The organism is Saccharopolyspora gregorii (genome assembly GCF_024734405.1).
Lineage (GTDB): Bacteria > Actinomycetota > Actinomycetes > Mycobacteriales > Pseudonocardiaceae > Saccharopolyspora_C > Saccharopolyspora_C gregorii.
Genome location: NZ_CP059556.1, coordinates 3,615,448 through 3,636,965 on the forward strand (window position 1 = coordinate 3,615,448; position 21,518 = coordinate 3,636,965).

22 protein-coding genes are annotated in these 21,518 nt (G+C 69.5%); 9 read left to right on the forward strand and 13 right to left on the reverse strand.

From position 1 onward, the window contains the following. Genes H1226_RS15715 through H1226_RS15725 form a run of 3 tightly spaced genes read right to left on the reverse strand, consistent with a single transcriptional unit; the run spans window position 1 to window position 2,516 of the window. Window positions 1-1,065, reverse strand: coding sequence for a ferredoxin--NADP reductase (locus H1226_RS15715; RefSeq protein WP_258349430.1), 1,065 nt, complete (start codon window positions 1,063-1,065; stop codon window positions 1-3). A 2-nt stretch (window positions 1,066-1,067) separates the two neighbouring features. Next, a complete protein-coding gene (locus tag H1226_RS15720) occupies window positions 1,068-1,283 on the reverse strand; it encodes a hypothetical protein (RefSeq protein WP_258341386.1) in 216 nt (71 codons plus the stop codon). 30 nt (window positions 1,284-1,313) lie between these two features. Then, window positions 1,314-2,516, reverse strand: a complete 1,203-nt coding sequence (locus H1226_RS15725) for a 3-ketosteroid-9-alpha-hydroxylase subunit A (protein ID WP_258341387.1) — start codon at window positions 2,514-2,516, stop codon at window positions 1,314-1,316. A gap of 216 nt (window positions 2,517-2,732) precedes the next feature. Between H1226_RS15725 and H1226_RS15730 the strand changes: the two genes are divergently transcribed. From H1226_RS15730 to H1226_RS15755, 6 genes are all read left to right on the forward strand, one after another. Next, complete coding sequence (locus tag H1226_RS15730) at window positions 2,733-3,917, forward strand: acyl-CoA dehydrogenase family protein (RefSeq protein ID WP_258341388.1); 1,185 nt, start codon at window positions 2,733-2,735, stop codon at window positions 3,915-3,917. 29 nt (window positions 3,918-3,946) lie between these two features. Beyond that, entirely contained in the window at window positions 3,947-4,825 is an 879-nt protein-coding gene (locus H1226_RS15735) for an alpha/beta fold hydrolase (RefSeq protein WP_258341389.1), read from the forward strand. Next, window positions 4,822-5,709, forward strand: coding sequence for a VOC family protein (locus H1226_RS15740; RefSeq protein ID WP_258341390.1), 888 nt, complete (start codon window positions 4,822-4,824; stop codon window positions 5,707-5,709). The genes H1226_RS15735 and H1226_RS15740 overlap by 4 nt, the downstream gene beginning before the upstream one ends. Window positions 5,710-5,820: 111 nt before the next feature. Continuing rightward, the gene (locus H1226_RS15745) at window positions 5,821-6,729 is read left to right on the forward strand and encodes an acetaldehyde dehydrogenase (acetylating) (protein WP_258341391.1); all 909 of its coding nucleotides are present in this window, start codon (window positions 5,821-5,823) and stop codon (window positions 6,727-6,729) included. Then, the gene (gene dmpG, locus H1226_RS15750; RefSeq protein WP_258341392.1) at window positions 6,726-7,754 is read left to right on the forward strand and encodes a 4-hydroxy-2-oxovalerate aldolase; all 1,029 of its coding nucleotides are present in this window, start codon (window positions 6,726-6,728) and stop codon (window positions 7,752-7,754) included. The genes H1226_RS15745 and dmpG overlap by 4 nt, the downstream gene beginning before the upstream one ends. After that, complete coding sequence (locus tag H1226_RS15755; RefSeq protein ID WP_258341393.1) at window positions 7,751-8,539, forward strand: 2-keto-4-pentenoate hydratase; 789 nt, start codon at window positions 7,751-7,753, stop codon at window positions 8,537-8,539. Before dmpG ends, H1226_RS15755 begins: the two co-directional genes overlap by 4 nt. A 16-nt stretch (window positions 8,540-8,555) precedes the next feature. Here H1226_RS15755 and H1226_RS15760 read toward each other — a convergent pair whose 3' ends face one another. From H1226_RS15760 to H1226_RS15795, 8 genes are all read right to left on the reverse strand, one after another. Continuing rightward, entirely contained in the window at window positions 8,556-9,776 is a 1,221-nt protein-coding gene (locus H1226_RS15760) for an NAD(P)/FAD-dependent oxidoreductase (RefSeq protein WP_258341394.1), read from the reverse strand. Beyond that, window positions 9,773-10,090, reverse strand: a complete 318-nt coding sequence (locus H1226_RS15765; protein WP_093422347.1) for a 2Fe-2S iron-sulfur cluster-binding protein — start codon at window positions 10,088-10,090, stop codon at window positions 9,773-9,775. Before H1226_RS15765 ends, H1226_RS15760 begins: the two co-directional genes overlap by 4 nt. 31 nt (window positions 10,091-10,121) lie before the next feature. After that, window positions 10,122-11,336: a cytochrome P450 gene (locus H1226_RS15770; RefSeq protein WP_258341395.1), complete on the reverse strand. Its 1,215-nt coding sequence runs from the start codon at window positions 11,334-11,336 to the stop codon at window positions 10,122-10,124. 17 nt (window positions 11,337-11,353) lie between these two features. Then, window positions 11,354-12,247, reverse strand: a complete 894-nt coding sequence (locus tag H1226_RS15775) for an SDR family NAD(P)-dependent oxidoreductase (protein ID WP_258341396.1) — start codon at window positions 12,245-12,247, stop codon at window positions 11,354-11,356. A 29-nt stretch (window positions 12,248-12,276) separates the two neighbouring features. Next, window positions 12,277-13,203 carry an SMP-30/gluconolactonase/LRE family protein gene (locus H1226_RS15780; protein ID WP_258341397.1) on the reverse strand — a complete coding sequence of 309 codons (927 nt, stop codon included), beginning with the start codon at window positions 13,201-13,203 and terminating at the stop codon, window positions 12,277-12,279. 208 nt (window positions 13,204-13,411) lie between these two features. Continuing rightward, complete coding sequence (locus H1226_RS15785) at window positions 13,412-15,118, reverse strand: 3-ketosteroid-delta-1-dehydrogenase (RefSeq protein WP_258341398.1); 1,707 nt, start codon at window positions 15,116-15,118, stop codon at window positions 13,412-13,414. 17 nt (window positions 15,119-15,135) lie between these two features. Beyond that, window positions 15,136-15,852, reverse strand: coding sequence for a hypothetical protein (locus H1226_RS15790; RefSeq protein ID WP_139274150.1), 717 nt, complete (start codon window positions 15,850-15,852; stop codon window positions 15,136-15,138). Between the two features lie 82 nt (window positions 15,853-15,934). Continuing rightward, on the reverse strand, window positions 15,935-16,738 hold the full coding sequence (locus H1226_RS15795) for an IclR family transcriptional regulator (RefSeq protein WP_258341399.1): 804 nt from the start codon (window positions 16,736-16,738) through the stop codon (window positions 15,935-15,937). Between the two features lie 145 nt (window positions 16,739-16,883). On the opposite strand from H1226_RS15795, the gene H1226_RS15800 reads away from it, so the two are divergent. Together H1226_RS15800 and H1226_RS15805 are read left to right on the forward strand one after the other, a co-directional pair. Continuing rightward, window positions 16,884-17,516, forward strand: a complete 633-nt coding sequence (locus H1226_RS15800; protein WP_258341400.1) for a TetR/AcrR family transcriptional regulator — start codon at window positions 16,884-16,886, stop codon at window positions 17,514-17,516. 35 nt (window positions 17,517-17,551) lie between these two features. Beyond that, window positions 17,552-18,553: a MarR family transcriptional regulator gene (locus H1226_RS15805; protein WP_258341401.1), complete on the forward strand. Its 1,002-nt coding sequence runs from the start codon at window positions 17,552-17,554 to the stop codon at window positions 18,551-18,553. Here the strand turns inward: H1226_RS15805 and H1226_RS15810 are convergent, their stop codons facing one another. Further along, window positions 18,554-19,069 carry an alpha-L-rhamnosidase C-terminal domain-containing protein gene (locus H1226_RS15810; protein WP_258341402.1) on the reverse strand — a complete coding sequence of 172 codons (516 nt, stop codon included), beginning with the start codon at window positions 19,067-19,069 and terminating at the stop codon, window positions 18,554-18,556. It lies immediately after the preceding gene. Between the two features lie 200 nt (window positions 19,070-19,269). On the opposite strand from H1226_RS15810, the gene H1226_RS15815 reads away from it, so the two are divergent. Further along, entirely contained in the window at window positions 19,270-20,448 is a 1,179-nt protein-coding gene (locus H1226_RS15815; RefSeq protein WP_258341403.1) for a DegT/DnrJ/EryC1/StrS family aminotransferase, read from the forward strand. 16 nt (window positions 20,449-20,464) lie between these two features. Here H1226_RS15815 and H1226_RS15820 read toward each other — a convergent pair whose 3' ends face one another. After that, window positions 20,465-21,454 (reverse strand): LacI family DNA-binding transcriptional regulator, encoded by a 990-nt coding sequence (locus H1226_RS15820; RefSeq protein WP_258349431.1) that lies wholly within the window; start codon window positions 21,452-21,454, stop codon window positions 20,465-20,467. Between the last annotated feature and the right edge of the window lie 64 nt (window positions 21,455-21,518).

Consider the following 21,518-nt stretch of genomic DNA (forward strand, 5'->3'; position numbering starts at 1 on the left):
TCATTCGTCGTAGGTGACCGCGACCTCGTCGGTCGCAGGCAACGCCTGGCAGGCCAGCACCCATCCCTCGGCGAGGTCCTCCGCTTCGAGGACGTCGTTGCGGGTCATGTTCACCTGACCCGCGGTGACCTTGCAGGCGCAGGCGCTGCAGGCGCCCTCGCGGCAGGAGAACGGCGCATCCAGGCCGTCCGCGCGCAGCACGTCGAGCAGAGGGGCGTTCTTCGGCCAATCCAGCACGTGTCGTTGTCCGTCGAGGTCGACGGCGACCCGCGCCGCCGGTCCCATCACCGTCTCGACTGGTGGCAGATCCGGTTCCGCGAACGGGTCGCCGGTCAGCGACTCGAACCGCTCCACGACCACCCGCTGCACGCTGAGGTCGCGCAGCGCTGCGGTGGCGGCGTCCATGAACGGCGCCGGCCCGCACACGAATGCGGCCGCGCTCGATGCGAACGGCCGCAGCAGGTCGCGCAACCGTGCTTCGGTGGGCAGGCCTTCCACGGACTCCAGCAGGTGCAGCGTCACCAGTCGGCCGGGGTGTCGTTCTGCCAGTTCGCGCAACCGCTCAGCGAAGATCACCGAGCGCTCGTCGCGATTGGCGTAGACGAGCACCACCGAACCGGATCCCCGTTCCAGCACGGAACGGACCACCGAGAACATCGGCGTGATACCGCTGCCACCGGCGACCAGCAGCAGGTCCGCATCCAGCGACGGGGGAACGAACCGGCCTGACGGGGGCAGGACCCGGAGCCGGTCACCCGGCCGCACCTCGTCGCAGATCCAGTTCGACACCAGACCACCCGCCACCCGCTTCACGGTCACGACGAGGGAGTCGTCCACTCCCGGAGCACTGGACAGCGAGTAGCAGCGAGCCGCCGCCGGCTCACCGGGCATCCGCACCGTGAGGAACTGCCCCGGTTGATAGCGAAACCGCTCGGAGAGCTCGTCGGGCACGTCGAAGACCAAGGACTTCGCGTCGGGAGTTTCGGTCACCACGTCCCGCACCACCAGGCTGTGACCCGGACCTTGAGCAACGCTGTTCTCGCTTCCGGTGTCCGCTGTCGGCACCGTCACGGCTCCGGCACCTCGATCACCCCGGCCCGGACCGCGTCGTCGATCGACTCGCGCATCTGCGAACACCCCGGCCGCAGCGCTCGTTCGGTCAGGTCGGTGGGTGTCAGCTCCGCGCAGCGGTTGGCCTCGGTCCACTGGACCGAGGTGTGCGCGAAGCTGTTCTTCTTGACCAGCACGTGATTTCCGCAGCGGCGGCAGTCGAGAGGTTGCACGGTGGTTCTCCAGAGTCTTTCCGCCGAGGGTCAGCGGGTTCCGGTCTCGGCGGCGCGTTCGGCTTCGAAGCTCTCCACCGCCGGATCCGAGGTGATCAGCCGTCCCGCGGCGATGTTGTCCTCGACCTCGCGTTGCCAGTACGAGATCGCGCGTTGGGTGTCGATCTCGAACTCGAAGCGCTGCGTCATCTCCGGAGTGACGTCCTCGACGTCGACGTAGAACTGCTCGTACCAGCGACGCAGCTGGTAGACCGGCCCGTCCTCCTCGCACAGCAGCGGGTTGTCGATCTTGGCCTTGCTCCGCCAGATCTCCACGTCCTGCACGAAGCCCTTCTCCACGCCGGCGGCGAAGGAGCCGGCCATCTCGGCGGCCTGCTCGTCGGTCATGCCCGCGGGCTTCTTCACGCTCACGCCCCACTGCAGGACGAAGCTCGTCGCCGTCACCGGGTAGTGGCAGTTGATCAGTACCGTCTCGATCGTGCCCAGCGGCGAGTCGTTCCACAGGTAGTCGATCATGTACGACGGGCCGTAGTAGGCCGCCTCGGATCGGCCGACGGCGTCGTCGCTCTGGGAATAGTTCGTGCCGATGTCGACGTCCGGGCGCGGCCGCGAGTTCATGTGCTGCGCCGCGATATGCCCTTCGAAGATGTTCTTGAACAACGTCGGGAACGAGTAGTGCACGTAGAAGAAGTGCGCCATGTCCACGACGTTGTCGACGATCTCCCGGCAGTGGGAACCCTCGATCTTGATCGAGTTCCAGGTCCACTCGGTCCAACCCGGATCTCCGAAGGACTCGATCTCCGGGATCGTGACGTCCTCCGGCGGCGGGCTGCCCTGCGGATCGTGCCAGACGAACAGCTGCCCGTTGCGCTCCAGCACCGTCCACGCGCGGGTGCGGGCGCGCGGCGGAACGCGCTTGGCGTAGGGGATGCTCTGGCAGCGGCCGTTCCCGCCCCAGCGCCAGTCGTGGAACGGGCAGGCCACCGCGTCGCCCTTCACCTCACCGCGAGTGAGGTCGCCACCCATGTGCCTGCAGTAGGCGTCGAGCACGTTGATCTTCCCGCTGCTGTCGGCGAAAACCACCAGTTTGGTGCCGAACGCCTCGACCGGGTGCGGTCGGCCGTCCCGGAAATCGGCGGCAAGCCCCAGGCAGTGCCAACCCCGGGCGAACCGGGTCGGCGGGGCCACCGCCTCGACGGTCCTGATCTCCTCGTCGGATCCAGTGGTGGTCATCGCTACCTCCGTGTCAGCGGCGCCGCAGACGGCGGACGTGGTGCATGCCGACGGTTCGGCGCCGACGCTAAGCGGCGACGCCCGGAGGCTCCATCGTTGTTCCCGCTCATCGGGATCCTCCCGATGAGCGGGAACCGCAGCCCGGCCCGAGTGCTTCCGTCCCTACCGTCTCCACCATCGCCGCCGTGGCGGCCTCACGACGCACCTGGAGGAACCATGACGCACGAAGTCGTGCAGAAGGTGGAGGCCCTGGGACCGCGGTTCGCGGCTGCCGCGGCCGACACCGAACGGCTGGGCAAGCTCTCGCCCGAGTCCGTGGCCCTGGTCCGCGAAGCAGGCGTGATGCGGATGCTCCAGCCCAAGGACTTCGGTGGTTTCGCCGCGCACCCGCGCGACTTCGCCGAAGCCGTCATGGCCGTGGCCCGGCGCTGCGGCTCCACCGGCTGGGTGTGCGGGGTCGGCGGCGTGCACCCGTGGGAGATGGCGCTGTGCGACCGCGAGGTTCAGCACGAGGTGTGGGGCGAGAACCCCGAGACCTGGATCGCCTCGCCGTACATGCCCAGCGGCGTGGCCGTGCCCACCGACGGCGGCTACGTGCTCAACGGCCGCTGGCAGTTCTCCTCCGGCACCGACCACTGCGACTGGATCTTCCTGGGAGCACTCGTCGGTGACGCCGACGGCAAGCCGCTCACCCCGCCCAGCGGGTTGCACGTGATCCTGCCTCGCGCGGACTACACGATCGTCGAGGACTCCTGGAACGTCGTGGGTCTGGCGGGGACCGGCAGCAAGGACATCGTCGTCGAGAACGCCTTCGTGCCCACCTACCGCACGATCGACTCCGCCGAGGTCGCCGAAGGGGAGATCGCCGCCGAACGCGCCGGCCGGACCGAGACCGTCTACCGGCTGCCGTTCTGGTCCATGTTCCCGCTGGGCATCACCTCCGCCGTCGTGGGCATCACCGAGGGCGTGCTCGAACACCACCTCGCCTACCAGCGTGACCGGACGATGTCGACGGGGACCAAGGTCAAGGAGGATCCCTACTCGCTGTACGCGATCTCCGACGCCGCCGCCGAGATCGCCGCGTCCCGCGCCCAACTGCTCGACGGCATCACCCGCCTCTACGACCTGGCCGACGCGGGCAAGACCATCGCCTTCGAACAGCGGGCCCTGGTGCGGCGCAACCAGATCCGCTGCGCGTGGCGGGCGGTCACCGCCGCCGACCAGATCTTCGCGCGATCCGGCGGCAACGCGCTGCGTCTGGACAACCCGATGCAGCGGTTCTGGCGCGATGCCCACGCGGGCCTGCACCACGCGATCCACACCCCGGGGCCGACCTATCACACCGCGGCGCTGACCGAGATGGACATCGAACCGTCTCCGGCGCAGCGCGTGATGATCTGAACGGCATCGCATTTCGAGGAAGGAGGCGCATGTCCCTCAGCACCGACGAACTCCGGGAACAGACGTCCCGGACGCTGCCCGGGTCCGAGCCACTGCACTACCACCGGGTCGGCGACGGCCCCGGCCTGTTCCTGGTCCACGGCAGCGGGCCAGGCGTGTCTGGCTGGGCCAACTTCGGAGCGAACGTGCCGGTGTTCTCCCGCGACCGCACGGTGATCATCCCCGACCAGCCCGGATTCGGTGCCAGCCACCGGCCCGACCTCACCGCCGCGCCGTACGCGACGACTTCGGTGGCGGCTCTCCTGCGGATCCTCGACGCCGAAGGACTCGACGTGGTCGACGTGGTCGGCAACTCGCTGGGCGGGATGGTCGCCACCCACCTGGCGCTGCAGCACCCCGACCGGGTTCGCCGGATGGTGCTGATGGGACCGGGCGGTATCGCACCACCGCTGCTGGCCCCGCAACCGACCGAGGGAATCCGGCTGCTCATCGAGTTCTGCGAGGATCCCACGCGCGAAAGGCTCGTCGCCTGGATGCGCGCCATGGTCGGTGACCAGCGCTTCCTCACCGAGGAACGCGTCGAAGAGCGCTGGAAGACCGCCTCCGCCCCAGGCGGTGTCGACTTCGTGCGCGACTTCTACCGCGCGGCGATGCGCCCCGGTGCCACGGCCGGTACTCCACTCTGGGCCCGGCTCGACGAGATCGCGCACCCGGTGCTGCTGACCTACGGCCGCGACGACCGGGTCACACCGCTGGAATCCGCACTGCATCCGCTGCGCACCATGCGCAACGCCGAACTGCACGTCTTCCCCAACTGCGGGCATTGGGCCATGCAGGAACGCCAGAACGACTTCGAGCGCGTGGTGCTGGAGTTCCTCACCCGCGACGACCGGCAGGAGGATCGATGACCGACATCAAGGCGCTCGGCTACGTCCGAGTTCGCGCCACCGACATGCGGGCGTGGAAGGAGTTCGCCGCCGAGGTCATCGGCTTCGCCTTCGGCGACGGACCCGAGCAGGAGGCGCTGTACCTGCGGGTCGACGAGCGACCGGCGCGGATCGTCGTGCTGCCCGGCGACACCGACCGGGTCGAAGCCGTCGGCTGGGAGGTCGGCGACGGGGCAGCGCTGGCGAGGGTGCGCGACCAGGTCGAGGCTGTCGGAGTCGCGACCGCACCGCTGTCCCAGGACGAGGCCGACCTGCGCCGCGTCGAGGCAGGATTCACCTTCGACGCGCCCGGCGGCACCCCGACGGAGATCTTCCACGGTTCCGGACTGGACCACTCGCCGCTGGCGACTCCGCACGGAAACCGGTTCGTCGCGGGCGAGCTCGGTCTCGGCCACGTCGTCGTGCCGGTCGACGACCTCGACGGCGCGTTTCGGTTCTACGGCGACACCCTCGGCTTTCGCAGCCGCGGCGCGTTCCGGCTGCCCACCCCGCCCGAGGCCGGACCCGTGCGACTGCGGTTCATGGGTGTCAACCCTCGCCACCACAGCCTGGCCATCCTGCCTTCGCCGGAGCTGAAGTCCCCTGCCCTGGTGCACATCATGGTCGAGTGCGAAACCCTCGACGAGGTCGGCCGGGCCCTCGACCGGCTCACGGCCAAGGGTTATCACCTGTCCTCCACCTTGGGCAGGCACACCAACGACAAGATGGTCTCGTTCTACGCCCGCACGCCCGGCGGCTGGGACCTGGAAGTCGGCTGCGACGGCATGCTCGTCGACGACGACCACTACTCCGCGGCGGAGATCACCGCCGACAGCTACTGGGGACACCAGTGGGACTTCTCCTGACCGAACCACGCTCCTCCTGATGAGGCCCGCGGCGTCTCCCGACCGCCGCGGGCCTCCCGCTGAGCGGGCAGGAACCCGCTACAGCGCCGTCGGGGATGTGAAAGTGCCGTCATGGCGGAGAATCGAGTGACAGCGGCGATCGTCGGACCGGGCAACATCGGGACCGACCTACTGGCGAAGCTGGCCCGCAGCGATCTCATCGATGTGCGGTACGTGGTCGGTGTGGTGGAGTCCGACGGCCTCGCCCGAGCACGCGATCAAGGCGTGGAGGCCTCCGCGGAAGGCGTGGACTGGCTGCTTCGGCAGGACCCGCTGCCCGAGATCGTGTTCGAGGCGACCTCGGCGAAGGCCCACCTCGCCAACGCCCCGCGCTACGCGGACGCCGACATCCAGGCGGTGGACCTGACCCCGGCGCACCTCGGACCGATGGTCTGCCCGCCGGTCAACGGAACCGAGCACCTCGACGCCCGGAACGTCTCGATGATCACCTGCGGTGGCCAGGCCACGATCCCGGTGGTGCACGCGGTCTCGCGCGTGACTCCGGTGACCTACGCCGAGATCGTCGCTTCGGTGTCGTCGCGCTCGGCCGGACCCGGCACGCGGGCCAACATCGACGAGTTCACCCGCACCACCTCCGGTGCGGTCGCCGAGGTCGGTGGTGCCGAGGAGGGCAAGGCGATCATCATCCTCAACCCGATCGAACCGCCGATGATCATGCGCGACACCGTGTTCTGCATGATCCGCCCGGATGCCGACCAGGACGCGATCACCGCCTCCGTGCACGCGATGGTCGCCGAGGTCCAGCAGTACGTCCCCGGCTACACCCTGCGCGCCGAGCCGCAGTTCGACCGGCCGCGCCCGGGGTGGAACGGCAACGCCCGCGTGGCGATGTTCCTGGAGGTCGCGGGCAACGGCGACTACCTGCCGCCCTACGCGGGCAATCTCGACATCATGACCGCCGCCGCGGCCCGCACCGGAGAGCAGATGGCCGCCGCCCGCACGAACGGAGCACAGGCATGAGCGCCCGACCGCCGCTGGCCCACGACGTCCGCATCATCGACACCACGCTGCGCGACGGTTCGCACGCCATGGCACACCGGTTCACCGAAGCCCAGGTCCGAGACACCGTCCGGGCGCTGGACTCCGCCGGAGTGGAGGTCATCGAGGTCACCCACGGCGACGGGCTCGGCGGTTCCTCGTTCAACTACGGCTTCTCGCACACCGACGAGAGGCACCTGATCGCAGCCGCCCGCGAAGAGGCCGTGCAGGCGAAGATCGCCGTGCTGCTCGTACCGGGCATCGGAACGGTCGAACACCTCAAGATGGCCCGTGACTCCGGCGCCGACATGGTCCGCGTGGCCACGCACTGCACCGAGGCTGACGTGTCCCCGCAGCACTTCGAGGCAGCGCGCGAGCTGGGCATGGAGACCGCCGGGTTCCTCATGATGGCCCACCGCACCAGCCCGGAGGACCTGGCCGAGCAGGCGCGCATCATGGTCGACGCCGGCTGCCAGGCCCCGTACTGCACCGACTCCGCGGGCGCGCTGCTGATGCACGAGGCGCGCGACCGCTTCGAAGCGCTGATCACCGAGGTCGGCGACCAGGCGTGGATCGGCTACCACGGGCACCAGAACCTCAGCTTCGGTGTCGCGAACTCGGTGATCGCCCAGGAGGTCGGTGTGCGCTACATCGACGGCTCGCTGTGCGCGCTGGGCGCGGGTGCCGGCAACTCCCCCACCGAGGTCCTGGCCGCGGTCTTCGACCGCCTCGGCGTGACCACTGGACTGGACGTGATGGGTCTGCTGCACGCCGCTGAGGAGGTCGTGCGCCCGTACCTGAACCGGTGGCCGAAGATGGACCGCAACGCGATCGTGCAGGGCTGGGCCGGGGTGTACTCGTCGTTCCTGCTGCACGCCGAGACCGCCGCGGAGCGCTACGGCGTGCCCGCGCACGAGATCCTCAAGCGCTGCGGTGAGCTCGGTTACGTCGGCGGCCAGGAGGACATGATCATCGACGTCGCGCTGTCCCTGGCGGCCGACCGGTGACCCCCGAACTGGCACGGCAGCGCGCCCTGGCGCTGTACCGGGCTCGGGCGACGCGCGAGCCGATCGCCCCGTTCACCGACGAGGATCCGACGCTGGGCATGGACGAGGGCTACGCCATCCAGCGCGAGCTGGTGTCGATGCTCCTGGCCGATGGAGACGACATCATCGGGCACAAGGTCGGGGTGACCTCGGCACCCATGCAGCGGATGCTCGGCGTCAACTCCCCCGACCACGGACCGGTCCTGGCTTCCACCCGATACCGCGACGGCGGCACCGTGAGCCTGCGCGGGTTCATCGCGCCGAAGATCGAGGCCGAGATCGTGTTCGTGCTCGGGACTCGTCTGGAGGGGCCGGACGTGACGGTGGAGCAGGCGCGGCAGGCCATCAGCGGGGTCGTGGCCGGGTTGGAGATCGTGGACTCGCGGATCGCGGACTGGCGGATCGAGCTGGCCGACACGGTCGCCGACCTGGCCTCCAACGGCGCCCTCGCGCTGTCGGACCGGGTCGTCCCGTTCGACGAGGTCGCCGATCCCCGGTTGGTGGGAATGGTGCTGTCCCGCAACGGAAACCTCGTCGACACCGGGGCCGGGGCTGCCGCGCTGGGCGACCCGGTCGCGGTGGTGGCCTGGCTCGCCAACGTCCTCGCCCGCAACGGCGTCGTGCTCGAACCCGGTCACCTGGTGATGACCGGGGCTCTGCACGCGGCGGTCCCGATGTCCGAGGGCGACGAGTTCCTCGCCGAGTTCGACCGCCTCGGCACCGTCCGCCTCAACGTCGGCCCGTAGGTCGCCGCGGGCATCGTCAGGTTCGGGCGGCCAGGAGGTCCTTCAGCTTGCCCGGCAGCCTGGCGGTGTCCGCGCTGAGCTGCGCGCCCCCTGCGATGGCCCGGCGGGCGGCCAGGAACTCGGCCGGTGCGTTGACGCATTCGGCCGCCACCAGGACGCCGTCGCGGTAGCGCAGCACGGTCTGCTGGCCCTCGCGCAGCGCGGGACGGACCACTTCCTCGTCCGAAGTGGCCGCCAAGCCCGCGATCTGGAGCTTCGCCGAGGGCTGTTCGGACCAGAACCACGGCACCCCGCGGTACGGGCGCGGATCGCCGACGAGCGTGGTGGCCGCCGCGCGGGCCTGCTCGACGGCGTTGTCCACGCTCTCCAGCCGCAACCTCGACGACGGCCCGGGCACCGGTGACGGGTCGGGCAGGTTCGCGCAGTCTCCGACGGCCAGCGTCCGGCCGTCCGAGGTCACCGAGAACTCGTCCACCACAACACCGTTGTCGCACTTCAGCCCGGCACCACGAGCCAACTCGTCGACCGGCTCGACTCCCACGCCCACCACGACCAGCGACGCCCGGAACCGGGTTCCGTCGGCCAGCTCCACGCCTGCCACCCGGTCGCCACCGACGATGCGCTGCGGGAGGGCTCCGGTGCGCACCTCGATTCCCGAGCGCTCGTGGGCGCGGCGCACGAACTCCGCGGTGGCCGAGCCCACGGCCCTGCCCATCAGCGCCGGCCCGGCTTCCAGCACCACGACCCGACACCCGAGGGCGGCAGCGGTACCGGCCACTTCGAGTCCCACGAACCCACCACCGATCACCACCACCTCGGGTGCGCGTTCCAGTTCGGCGCGCAACGCCTGCGCGTCGTCGAGCCCCCGCAGCACGTGCACGCCCGGCAACTCGGCGCCGTCGATCGGCAACCGACGGGGCCGGGAACCGGTGGCCAACGCCAACCGTTCGAAGCCCAACCTCCGCCCGGACGCGGTGATCACGGCATCCGACCGCAGCTCGGTCACCGCTTCACCCAGCACCAGCTCGATGTCGTGCTCGGCGTAGAACTCCGCGCTGCGCAGTTCCAGCGAAGCGGCGTTGCTCTTCAGGAACGCCTTCGACAGCGACGGGCGGGCGTAGGGCGGGTGCGGTTCGGCGCCGATGATCGTCACCGGCCGGTCCCAGCCGAGTTCCCGCGCGCTGCAGGCGAGTTGGACGCCCGCCTGGGACGCGCCGACGATCAGCAGTCCGCTCACAGCTGCTCGTCCGCGATGACCACGTGCAGGTCCCGGTCGGCCAGGACCAGCTGGCAGGACAGGCGTGAGGTGTCCTCCCGATCCACGGCGGTGCCGTCGAGCATGTCCTCCTCGTCCTCGCTCGGCGCGGGGAAGGCCGCCAGCTCGTCGGCGTCGACGAACACGTGGCAGGTCGCGCAGGACAGTTCGCCGCCGCACTGGGCGACGATGCCGGTGACGCCGTTGCGCACAGCTGTCTGCATCACCGAATCGCCGGCAGCTGCCTCTACGACGCGTTCGGTTCCGTCAGGCAGGGTGTAGAAGACCTTGGGCATGTCAGGGCTTTCTTGTTCGATCAGGTGTCGGTCACCACGCCACGGGCATGGAGGTCATCGGCTGCGAGATGTGCTCGCTGCTGTAGGTGGGCTCGCCGTCCAGGCGCAGTCCGGGCAGTCTGCGGAAGAGCTCGGTGATGCCGACCTGCAGCTCCATCCGGGCCAGCGGAGCTCCCAGGCAGTGGTGCAGGCCGTGGCTCAGCGTCAGGTGCGGGTTGTCGGTACGTCCGATGTCGAAGCGGAACGGGTCGTCGAAGACCTCCGGATCGTGCCCGGCCAGGCCCGGGTCGACCGCGATGGCCTCCCCCTCCTTGACCAGCTGCCCGTCGATCTCGACGTCCTCGGTGGCCACGAACGGCACGAGGCTCCCACCCCCGCCCATCTGCAGGCTGACCGCGGTGCGCCCGTGCCGCAGCACCTCCTCGGCCGCGGTGGACGCGAGACCGTCGATGTCGGCCAGCAGGCGTTCGCGCTGGTCGTCCGAGCGCAGCAGCGCCAGCACCCCGGACGCCAAGAACGTCGCGGTGTTGTCGAACCCGCCGATGATGAGGATGAACGCGATCGGCAAGATCTCGTCGTCGGTGAGCGTCTCGTCCTTGTCACGGGCGTTGGCCAGCGCGCTGAGCAGGTCCTCGCGCGGCTCCTCGCGGCGGCGGGCGATCAGCTCGCTCATGTAGCCGGCGAGCTCGGCGACGTCCTGCCCCATCTCCTCGACGGTCTTGCCGGAGGTCTCCAGGAACGACGAGCTCCAGTGCTCGAATCGCTCTCGATCCTCCACGGGAACGCCTAGCAGGTTCGAGAGCATCTGGATCGGCAGCGACATCGCGTACTCGCTGATCAGATCACGAGTACCGCCCTTGACGACCATCTGGTCGATGAGCTCGTTGGCGAAGGCCACGGCCGACTCGCGCATGGCCTTGACCCGGCGCGGGGTGATGCCCTTCTGCACGAGCTTGCGCAGCTTCGTGTGCTGCGGCGGGTCCTCGAACTGCAGCGTAGAGCGCAGCATGTCCGGGAACGGCGCCATGAACGGCACCTCCCGCTCACCGGTGCGGAACGGCTCGCGCACGAACCGCTTGTCGCTCAGCAGCTCCTTGGCGGCCTTGTTGCGGTGCACCACCCAGACGTCGCCGCCGACGGGCATGGTCACCTTGGTCATGGGGCGGTCGCGCAGGATCGCGCGGATGTGCTCGGCGGCCTGCTCCATCGGCAGCGGCCCGAAGGGGTATTCGGCGGTCTGCGTCATCGATGTCTCCTCGGCAGTCACTGCTCGGTCGAAATGGTCTGCGGGGCGGAGTCCGGGGTGATCGCCATGACCTCGTCGAAGCGCTCGGCGACGGTTTCCGGGGTCAGAGCCGGGTCGTGGATGCCGGCCGTGTTGACCACGGCCATGCGGTTGACCGCGCCACCTGCGACGTTGAATACCTCGCCGGTCACCGCGCAGGAGGGGTGGACGAGGTAGGCCGCGACCGGAGCGACGTGTTCCGGCAGGAGCCGGGTGCGCAGGTACTCCAGCACCTCCGGCGCCAGCGATTCCGCCGAGTTCTCGGCCATCCGCGTGCCCGCGCCGGGCGCGATGGCGTTGACGGTGATGCCGTGCGCGACCCCTTCGATCGCGAGGTTGCGGGTGAGTCCGAACACCGCGCCCTTGGAGGAGCCGTAGTGGGTCATGAGCGGGTTTCCCAGCATGGCGGCCGAGATCGTGTTGACGATCCGTCCGCTGCCGGAGGCCTTCAGGTGCGGCCAGGCAGCGCGTGCCAGCAGCAACGAGCCGAAGTAGTGCACGTCGAGGTGGCGCTGGTACTCGGCGAGATCGACCTCGTCGAAGCGCGCGGTGCGCACGATGCCCGCGTTGCTGATGAGCGCGTCCAACCGTCCGAAGTGCTCGACCGCAGCCGAGACCATCGATGCCGCACCGGCTTCGGTCGACACGTCCGCGCGTGCGGCCACGGCGATCCCACCAGCATCGGTGATCTCGGCGACCACAGCACCGGCGGGGTCCTCGTCTTCGACACCTGAACCGTCGGTGCGGGCGCCGAGGTCGCCCACCACCACCGACGCGCCACGCGACGCCAGCAGCAGGGCGTGCGCCCTGCCGATGCCCCGCCCGGCTCCGGTCACGACGATCGCGCGACCGGTGAAGTCCAGTTCTTCCATGCCTTGTCCAGTCCTTCGCGAGTCGGTGGTCAGGGGCGGGCCTGTCCGCCACCGGTGTCGACGGAAGCGGTCCAGATCGACCCCTTGGCCTCGCGACGGGACTTCTCCCAGTCGAAGACCTCCACACCGCCCGCGACGTAGAGGGTTTTCCGATCGGCTCCACCGAGGACGCAGGCCACCGGGATCACCTCGGTCCTGTCGAACCGAACGACGTCGGTGAGCGTCCCGCCGTCGAGCATCCGCGCGACGAAACCACCGGCCGGCGAGCACAGCCACGCGGCTCCTTCGCCGTCCAGGCACATCCCGTCGCCGGGCGCGGGCAGTTCACCGAACGCGTGCGGGCGGCTGAGACTTCCCTCGGAGTCCCGGTCGAAGGCGTGCACGGTGGTGCCGAACGCCTCGACGGTGACCACGGACGCACCGTCCGGGCTGATGGCGATGCCGTTGGCGCACTGGAACTCGCCGAGTTCCGCGAGCACCCGGGCGCTGCCGTCGGGCTCGACGACCAGCAGCGGCGAGGGGCGCGCGTCCTCGCCCCGGAACAGCTCGAAGCCGAGCTGGGTGATGTAGCAGCGGCCGTCGGTGTCGACGACCATGTCGTTGATCGGACCGGTGGCCAGGCCACTGAGGTCGGCGTGTTCGGTGAGCTCGTTTCCGTCCCAGGCCAGGACCAGGCGCTCGTGCATCGAGTTGACCACGATGCGGCCGTCCGGGAACCAACCGAACCCACCGAAGATCACCTCGGCGCCGTTGCGCGATTCGCGCTGCGAACCGTCGATGACGACCTCGGGCGCCCCGGCCTCGTCGAGCCGGAGCAGTCGGTGGTTGTACATGTCCGTCAGGTGCAGCGCGCCGTCGTGCCAGCGCGGGCACTCCGGCCAGCTGTAGCCGCTGGAGAAGCGTTCCGACGTTGCCACCGCTGCCGTGGCGAACGGGTCGGAAGTGGTTTCGGTCATCGCAAGTCTCCCTCCGCTCGACCGCAGCCGGAACCCAACCTACGCAACACTTGCGTTTTGTCAAATAAATTGCTCAATGGCCGCCCCCTAGTCCTCTTCAGTCGCGAAAATGTCCGGTGCGCCCGATGGTTCGTGCGCGTGGTGCGATCACGATCCGGCCGCACCCCGCGTCGGACAATCGACTCTCCCGATCACCGGGAGGGGCGCCTCACGCGAGCGCTTGGTCAGCGGAGGCGGCGTGGCGGGCGGCGATGAACCCGTAGACCAGACCCTGACCGATGGTCGCGCCCGCGCCCGGATAGGTCTTGCCGAAGGTGTTGGCGGCGGTGTTGCCGATGGCGTAGAGCCCCTCGACGGGCGAGTCGTCGACTCGCAGGACCCGCGCGCGGTCGTCGGCGCGAAGCCCTCCGCAGGTGCCCAGGTCGCCGAGCACCACGCGCACGGCGTGGAGAGGTCCGGACAGCGGCCGCAGGTTCGGGTTCGGTGCGATCGTCGGGTCGCCGTAGTAGCGGTCGTAGGCGCTCTGCCCCCGCCCATGGTCGTGGTCGACTCCCCCGCTCGCCAACTCGTTGAACCGGGCGAACTGCGCGGCGAAGGCCTCCTTGGGCAATCCGGCCGCGAGCGCGAGGCCGACCGGGCTGTGCGCGCGGTGGGCGATGCCGCCGTCGAACCAGGACTGCGGCAGCGGCATCCGGGGGTAGAGCGAACCGGCGAAGACGTAGCTGTTGCGGTAGCGCTGATCGAAGATCAGCCAGGTCGTTCCGACCGGATCTCCCCTCCGTTCGCGCTCCTGGACGCGTTGCCCGAAGCTCATGTAATCGGTCGCCTCGTTGACGAAGCGCCGCCCGGTCGAGTCGACCATGAACGAGCCGGGCAGCGAGCGCTCCGCGAGCAGCACCTGCGGCGGGTTCCCGCCGAACGGCGCCACTTCCGGGAACCACCACGCCTGATCCAGCAGCGCGGTGTCCGCACCGACCTCACGACCCGCTCGGATACCGTCCCCGGTGTTGCCCTCCGAGCCCAGGCTCCACCCCGGTTCCAGCGCGGTGAGCTGGTGCCGACGGCGCGTCGCGATGTCGTGGTCGAACCCGCCGGTCGCGAGCAGCACTCCGCGGCGAGCGGTCACGGTGACCTCGCACCCGCCCTGCTCCAGCACGGCTCCACCGACGCGATCCCCGTCGAGAACGAGGCGCTGCAGAGAGGTGCGCGTCCACACCGGGATCCCCGCGGCCAGCACCCCGGCGTAGAGCCCGGCGGCCAACGCCTGCCCGCCTGCCAGGTACTCGCGGCCCAGCGCCAGCCCGCCGATGCCCTGCGCGGCCCGCTTGAGCACCCGCGGCAGCGCTCTGCCCGGTAATCGGGCCAGCAGGTTCATCCACTTGTAGTCGGCGCCGGTGACCGGCATCGGCACCGGCGATTCCATGACTCCCGGTCGCAGGCGGGCGCGTTCACCACCGAGGACGGACGCGTCGAACGGTCGGCACTCGCAGGTGCGTCCGATGGCCGAGCCGCCGGGCGACTCGGGGTGGTAGTCGGAGTAGCCCTCGGCCCAGAAGAACCGCATCGGCGTCGTCCGCCGCAGCATCTCCACCGTCTTTGGCCCGCTGTGCAGGAACGCACGCCGACGCGGCTCCGGCGAGGAGTCGCATACGACCGAGTCCAGGTAGGCGCGAGCCGCCTCGGCCGTGTCCGCGGAACCGCAGTCGCGCAGCACCGGGCTCGCCGGGATCCAGAACGCGCCGCCGGAACGCGCCGTGGAACCGCCCACGTAGCCCGTCTTCTCGACGATCAGGACCCGCAGACCCTTCTCGTGAGCCGCCAACGCGGCGGCCATCCCGGTACCGGAGCCGATCACCAGCAGGTCCACCTCGTCGTCGCGCGCGGGCGCGGAGGCAGGAGGTTCGTCGTGGGTCACGATGGGGCTCCTCCGGTTCAGGGGGTCAGGTCGTTGAAGGGGTTGCGCTCCCGGCCGGGGCCGGTGAACACGAAGTCCAGCTCCACGACGGAGTCGAGCATCGCCAAGCCGGTGGCGAACAGGTCGGTGCGGATGTGCACCTGCACGGTGTTGCGGCCGTAGGCGTGCTCGGCCTCGGCGAAGACCGCGGAGGAATCCATCCTCGCGGCGACGGCCTCATCACCGTCCTCGCCGCGCGCCCGCAGCACCCGGAGATCCTTGATGCGCGCTCCGAACACCGGATCGGCTTCGATCTCGGAGCGCAAGCGCCCGACAGACGCCTCCAGCTCGTCGAGGGAATCGAAGACGAGCCCGAAGTGCAGGTAGGACTCCAGCCATTCGTTGCGGTGCGCGTGGAACGCCCCCACCGCCGGGTGCTCCTCGGCGGTGCCGATGCGCAGCGCGGAGGCGATGACCTCCTCCAACTCGGCCTGCGCCGGTTTGAGCGCCATCAGGAAGATGATGTCGCTGGCTCGATCGGGCTCGGCGCCGTTCATCGCAACCAGGTAGATCGGTTCTGGGGACAACGGGTTCGGGAACTCCCGGATCCGGGCGCCCAGCAGCTGGAAGAAGCGCGTGGCCAGCTCGCGTTCGCCGGGGCGGAAGTGCACCGCCAGGTGGGCGAGCGCGGTGGGAGTATTCGCCAGCGTGTTGAACGTTCTCGGTGCGTTTCCAGGCGATTCGGATGTCGGCACGGGCACTCCTGTTCGTTGCGGCGCCCACTCCACGGTGAGCGGACGGCTCGGCCGTGAGGTCGGTCCTGCGTACGACGCGCGATCACATCGCGACGTCGGTCGACGGAATTCGGGTCGGTGCCTTGACCCTGCGCGGCAGCCGCGACACACCGGTCGCGGCGTACCAGATGTCCATCGCCGTGGTGCGCAGCGCACCCGCGACGCGCTCCACCCGCACGAGCTCACACGGACCCGACACCGACAAGGCCATCCGCGCGCGGACTCCCTCCGGGCCGATGGGCGCGGCCACGACCGTGATGCCGGGTATGCCCAGCTGCGCATCGATCGAGAGACCACCGGAGCGCCGCACGTGGGCGAGCTCGCGCTCCAACTGCTGGGCGCTGCGAATACCGCGCGGCGACGGCGGCCCGAGGACCTCGTGCGGGAGCTCCTCCGGCGCCAGCCATGCGAGGAGCGCCCGTCCAGGAGCGGTGTGCACCGCGGGGCTGCGCGTGCCGACCGTCCAGTTGGCACCGTCGGCACCGACCCGCTCCAGGTGCACGACCTCGTCCTCGGACAGGGCGCTCAGATGCACCGACAACCCCGTGGCGCGATGCAGGTCGCCGAGCACCAACGCCGCCGCGCGGTGCACCGGGTCGTGTCGGGCGACGTGGGATCCGAGTTCGAAGACCCGGATTCCCAGCCCATAGCCGTAGCCGTCGCGCTCGACCCATCCGAAATCCACCAGCCGCTGGAGAATCCGGTGCGCGGATGACCGGGGAAGGCTGGATCGACGCGAGACCTGCGCCAGCGTGAGCCGCTGGTGCCCGCGGAGGAGCTCCAGCACCGAGACCATCCGGTCGATCATGGATGCGGGTGCGACCTGCGTCGTCTCCAAAGAGAGCACCTCCGGCGTCGTCGCCTGGTACGTCGTGGTGAGTCATCTGCCACTCCTAGCTGGGAGAACTTGTCGTCGATGAGCGAAGTGGCAGAAACTGACACCCGCGAAGGTAGCTATAAATTTGACGAAAGGCAATCTTTTGACGAGGCCCGTGCACGACGACGCCCTGAACACGCGGCCCACATCCGGGCTCGACGCCAGACGCCTGGACGTCTCCCGCACGGCGATGCGCATCTTCGGCGAGGACGGCGACATCTCGGCCACCGTCGAGCGGATCGCTGCCGAAGCCGGAGTCTCCGCACGGACTTTCCACCGCTACTTCCCCGCCAAGGAAGACGTCGTCCGACCGGTGTTCGAGCGCAGTGCCGAGCTCACCAGCGCCGCCCTGCGCGCGGCACCGCGCAACGGCGATCCGGTCGACGTGCTGGTGGACGCCATGATGGCGCTGCTCGACGAGACACGGCAGCGGATGACGCCACAGCACCAGGTCTTCATGCGGCTGGTCTCAGAACTGCCGGAGCTGCGGCTGCGCTGGCGAGAAGCCGCCGGGACGACCGAGGACGCGGTGCGCGAGTTCCTGGCCGGGCGCGTCGCACCGGACCCGGATCCTCAGCTGCAGGACCTCCCCGCGACGCTGGTCGTGCACGCCGTGCACCACGTGCTGGAGCTGTGGTTGCGCGGGGCCACACCGGAGGAGCTGGATCCGCTGCTGCGGCGGGGCCTGAGCACCGTGTTCGACGGACTGCGACTCCGCGGAACCGGGCGGGCGCGGCGCGCCAGGTGAACTCGAGGGGCCCGGCGCGACTATCCTCTGCAGACGTGGTCGAGTCCTCCAGCAGCAGCCGGTCCCGCGCGGACGCGCACCCAGAGCTGGAAACCGAGACCCTCCGCCTGATCAACCTCATCGGTTACAGCGCCCACGGGCGCACCTTCGCCCGGCGCTTCGAACGCGCCACGGGCATCTCGCTCCCCGGGAGCGACCTGCGCGCGCTGATCGCGCTGCGACCTGCGCCCCCCGCTCCGATCGGTGAACTCAGCGCGGAGCTGGGCATCGATCTCGGACAGCTCAGCAGGCAGGTCGCCACGCTCGTCGAGGAGGGCCTGGCGCTGCGCGAACCCGATTCCGCCGACCGGAGGCGGATGCTCGTCGGGCTCACCGACGAGGGCGCCCGGCTGGTGCAGCGGTGGCGGCGCAGCTGGGTGCAGGACTACCTCGACCCGGTCCGCGACCGGAACCCCGATCAGTTGGCGGCCCTGGCCGAATGGCTCGACCACGTCGCCGACCGACTCGCCGAGGCGCTCGACACCCAGGACTCCGGGCTCGGGCTGCCCGCCGGGTGGCAACGGGCCGCCAAGATCAGCGACCCGGATCCTGCGTTGAAGGACTACCTGCGCGCAGTGGTGCGATTGGCCGAGATCGTGGGCCGCTCGCACGGTTTCGACGACATGCTCTCCGCCGTCGACGCACCCGTGCGCCAGCACTCTTGGGTGACTCTTAGGCTGATCAGCACGCACGGCCCGCTCGCGGTCTCCGACCTCGCCGCCCGCATGGACATCGACGTGCCGCGCGCCAGCAAGCGCCTGCGCGCGCTGCGCGAGCTGGGACTGGTGCACCGCCGCCCCAGCGAGCAGGACCGGCGGGTCGGGGTCATCGAGGTGACACCGGTCGGCGCGGACCTCATCCGCCACGTCGAGGAGTTCCAGCTCAAGGGCTTCCGCCAGACCCTCGGCCCCATCACCCGGGCCGACCGCACTCGCTGGACCCCACCCCTGACGACTCTCGTGACACGCCTCGCGGCACCCGCCACCACCCAGCGATGATCACGTCTCCGGACAGCAGGTGAATTCGCGCTCTCCGGGCTCGACTTCGACGTGCTTCCCGTCCGGCAGAACGACGTCGGCGGTCGTGTTGGCCGGAACGATCACCGACACCCGGATCCGGCCCGGTTCGCGCTCCCACCGGCACGCGACCGTCCCGTACGGGCTGTCGTAGCCAGCTCCTGCGTGGCTGAGAGTGCCGCCGGGGTGCGGGGCGATGGCGAAGCGGTTCTGGCGGTAAGCCCGCTTCACGCCCTCGGCGTAGTCGGCGAACAAGCTCGCGTCGGCGAACTCACCGAGATGGTCGGCAACCTCGGCCAGGTGCTGCATCGTGTAGTGCAGGTAAGCCGTGGCCTCTTCGGCGCGGGGAGTTCTGCTCCTGCCCGACAGGACGTCCTGGTACTCCTCAGGTTCCACCTTGCGCCCCGCACGCTTCATCATGAACTTCCCGTAGGACCGCATCATCGGGTAGCACTCGCGCAGCAGCTCCCAACAGATGTCCTCCTCCGAGCGGCGCAATGGTCCTCCCGCACGCTGCCCCACGACCGGACCGCGGTGGACCGGCTCAACGGAATCACGGGTGTGGTCCGATGAGCGGGACACCCCACCCCACGGCATGGCATCGCCTCATAACGTCCAGCGCGCTTCGGTCACGCAAGTGCGTCGACCGGCGTTCAAGGAGGTTCGAGATGGGTAAGCGTGTTGTCTACGCCCGCAGCGTGCACGACCAGGCCGAGATCGATGCGGTGCTGGAGGTGCTGCGCGCCGGGCCTCTCGGCATGAAGATCGGCAAGAACGTGGCCGAAATGGAGCGGCGCGTCGCCGAGCTCTACGGGAAGCGTCTGGGGGTGATGTGCAACTCCGGCTCCTCGGCGATCTACCTCGCCGTCGAACTACTCGATCTGCCACGGGGTTCGGAGGTCATCACCTCGCCGCTGACCTTCTCCACCGACGTCGCTCCGCTGGTGCGCGCCGGGCTGGTGCCGGTGTTCGCCGACGTCGAACCCGACACCTACAACATCGACGTCGGCAAGATCGAAGCGCTGGTCACCGACAAGACCGAGGCATTGCTGATCCCGAACCTCGCGGGCAACGCCCCGGACTGGGACGCCATCCGCGACATCGCCGACCGGCACGGGCTCAAGGTCATCGAGGACTCCTGCGACTGCATCGGCACGACCCTGCGCGGCACACCCACCGGACTGCGCAGCGACATCACCGTCACCAGCTTCGCGATGGCGCACATCATCACCTGCGCCGGCAACGGCGGCATGGTCTGTCTCAACGATGAGCAGCTGCGCGACAAAGCGCTGATGCTGCGCCGTTGGGGACGCCGTTCGGAGCCGCACCTCTTCGGGTCCGCGGGCACCGGCAGGATCTTCCGCGAGGATCTCGACGGCATCGCCTACGACAACGACTTCATCTTCGACCTGCTTCCCTGGAACTTCGAGCCCTCCGAGCTCGGGGCAGCTTTCGGCCTGCAGCAGTTGGCGAAACTCGAGAGGAACTACGCCCGCCGGGCCGAGATCTTCCGTGCGTACAACGACGCCTTCGGAACCTATCCCCACCTGTTCTCGCTCCCCCGGCAGCTCGCGGACTTCCACACCGCGTGGCTGTGCTACCCGGTCCTGGTCAAACCCAACGCCGGTTTCGAGCGCAGCGACCTGCAGGAAGCCCTCGAAGCTGCCGGTATCGATACCCGCACGGTCTGGAGCGGCAACGTCACCCGCCACCCCATGATGCGCGGCGTGACCTACCGGGTTCCCGAGAACGGGCTCCCGGTCGCCGACGAGGTCTTCCAGCGCGGCATGTCCCTGGGCATGAGCCACGGCACCACCGACGACGAGCTCCAGCACGTCGTCAGCAGCATCCACGACTTCGCGAAGCAGCACGCGTGAGCGGAACCGCCGACGTTCAGTCCCCTGTGGACTCCCGCACGATCACCGCGGCGTCCACATCGGGGGATTCTTCGGAGTCGACCGGTTTCCCCTCGGCGTGCAGCAACGCCAGTCCCGCCCAATAGCGGCCCACGTTCACCGGATCCAGGCGGATGCTGGAGATCGAGGGCAGGAACACCCGGGCCAACGGACTGTCGTCGTGCCCGATCACCGACAGATCCCCTGGCACGTCGAGACCGTCGCGGACCGCGGCACCGATGACAGCGGCCGCCGCGTCGTCGTTGTAGGCGACCACACCGGTGCGGCCCTGCGACCTCCAACGCCGCACGGCGGCGAACGCGGAATCATCGCGATGATCGACGGTCACCACATCGATCTCCCCGGCGGCTTCCTCGGCGACTCGTGCGCGGCGCTCCACCAGCGGGGACAGGCGAGGATCGGGGGAAGCGGCGAAGGCCAGCCGCTCGTGCCCGCGAGCTCGCAGATGCTCGACCTGCAGCCTCGGGCCCGCGGTGAAGGCCGAGCTCTCGAAGAACCGCTCCGCGTGCTCAGGAGTCGGGAAGACATCGGTGACGCCGCAGGCACGCATGGAAGCGATCTCGTCCGAGTCGAACGGGGTGAAGCCCAGCACCACCGACGGTGCGAGCAGTTCCCAAAGAGGGCGCGTACGCCCGAACTCGTGGCGCGTGTAGGTGACCAGCGAGTACCCGGCCTCGTCGAGCGCCAGCGAAGCCTCCTCCAGATGGCGTCGCATGGTGAACTCGATCGGCCAGTCCGGCAGCACGAGAAGAACGAGCCTGCTGCTGCCACGACGCAAGGCCTGCGCCTGCCGATGCGGCCGATAACCGAGCCGCCCGGCCTCGGCGAGCACGCGCTCGCGCGTGGCCTCCGAGATCGTCTGTCCCGGCGTGTTGTTCAAGACGAACCCCACCGTCGCACGCGACACGCCCAGAGATCGGGCCACATCGGCCGCGGTCACCCGCCGCCCCGATGCGGAACCGCCCATCGCGACCACCTTCACTTCCTTGCACGTGCTAGTAGCGCCGACGGTAACAGGTTCGACTCACGCA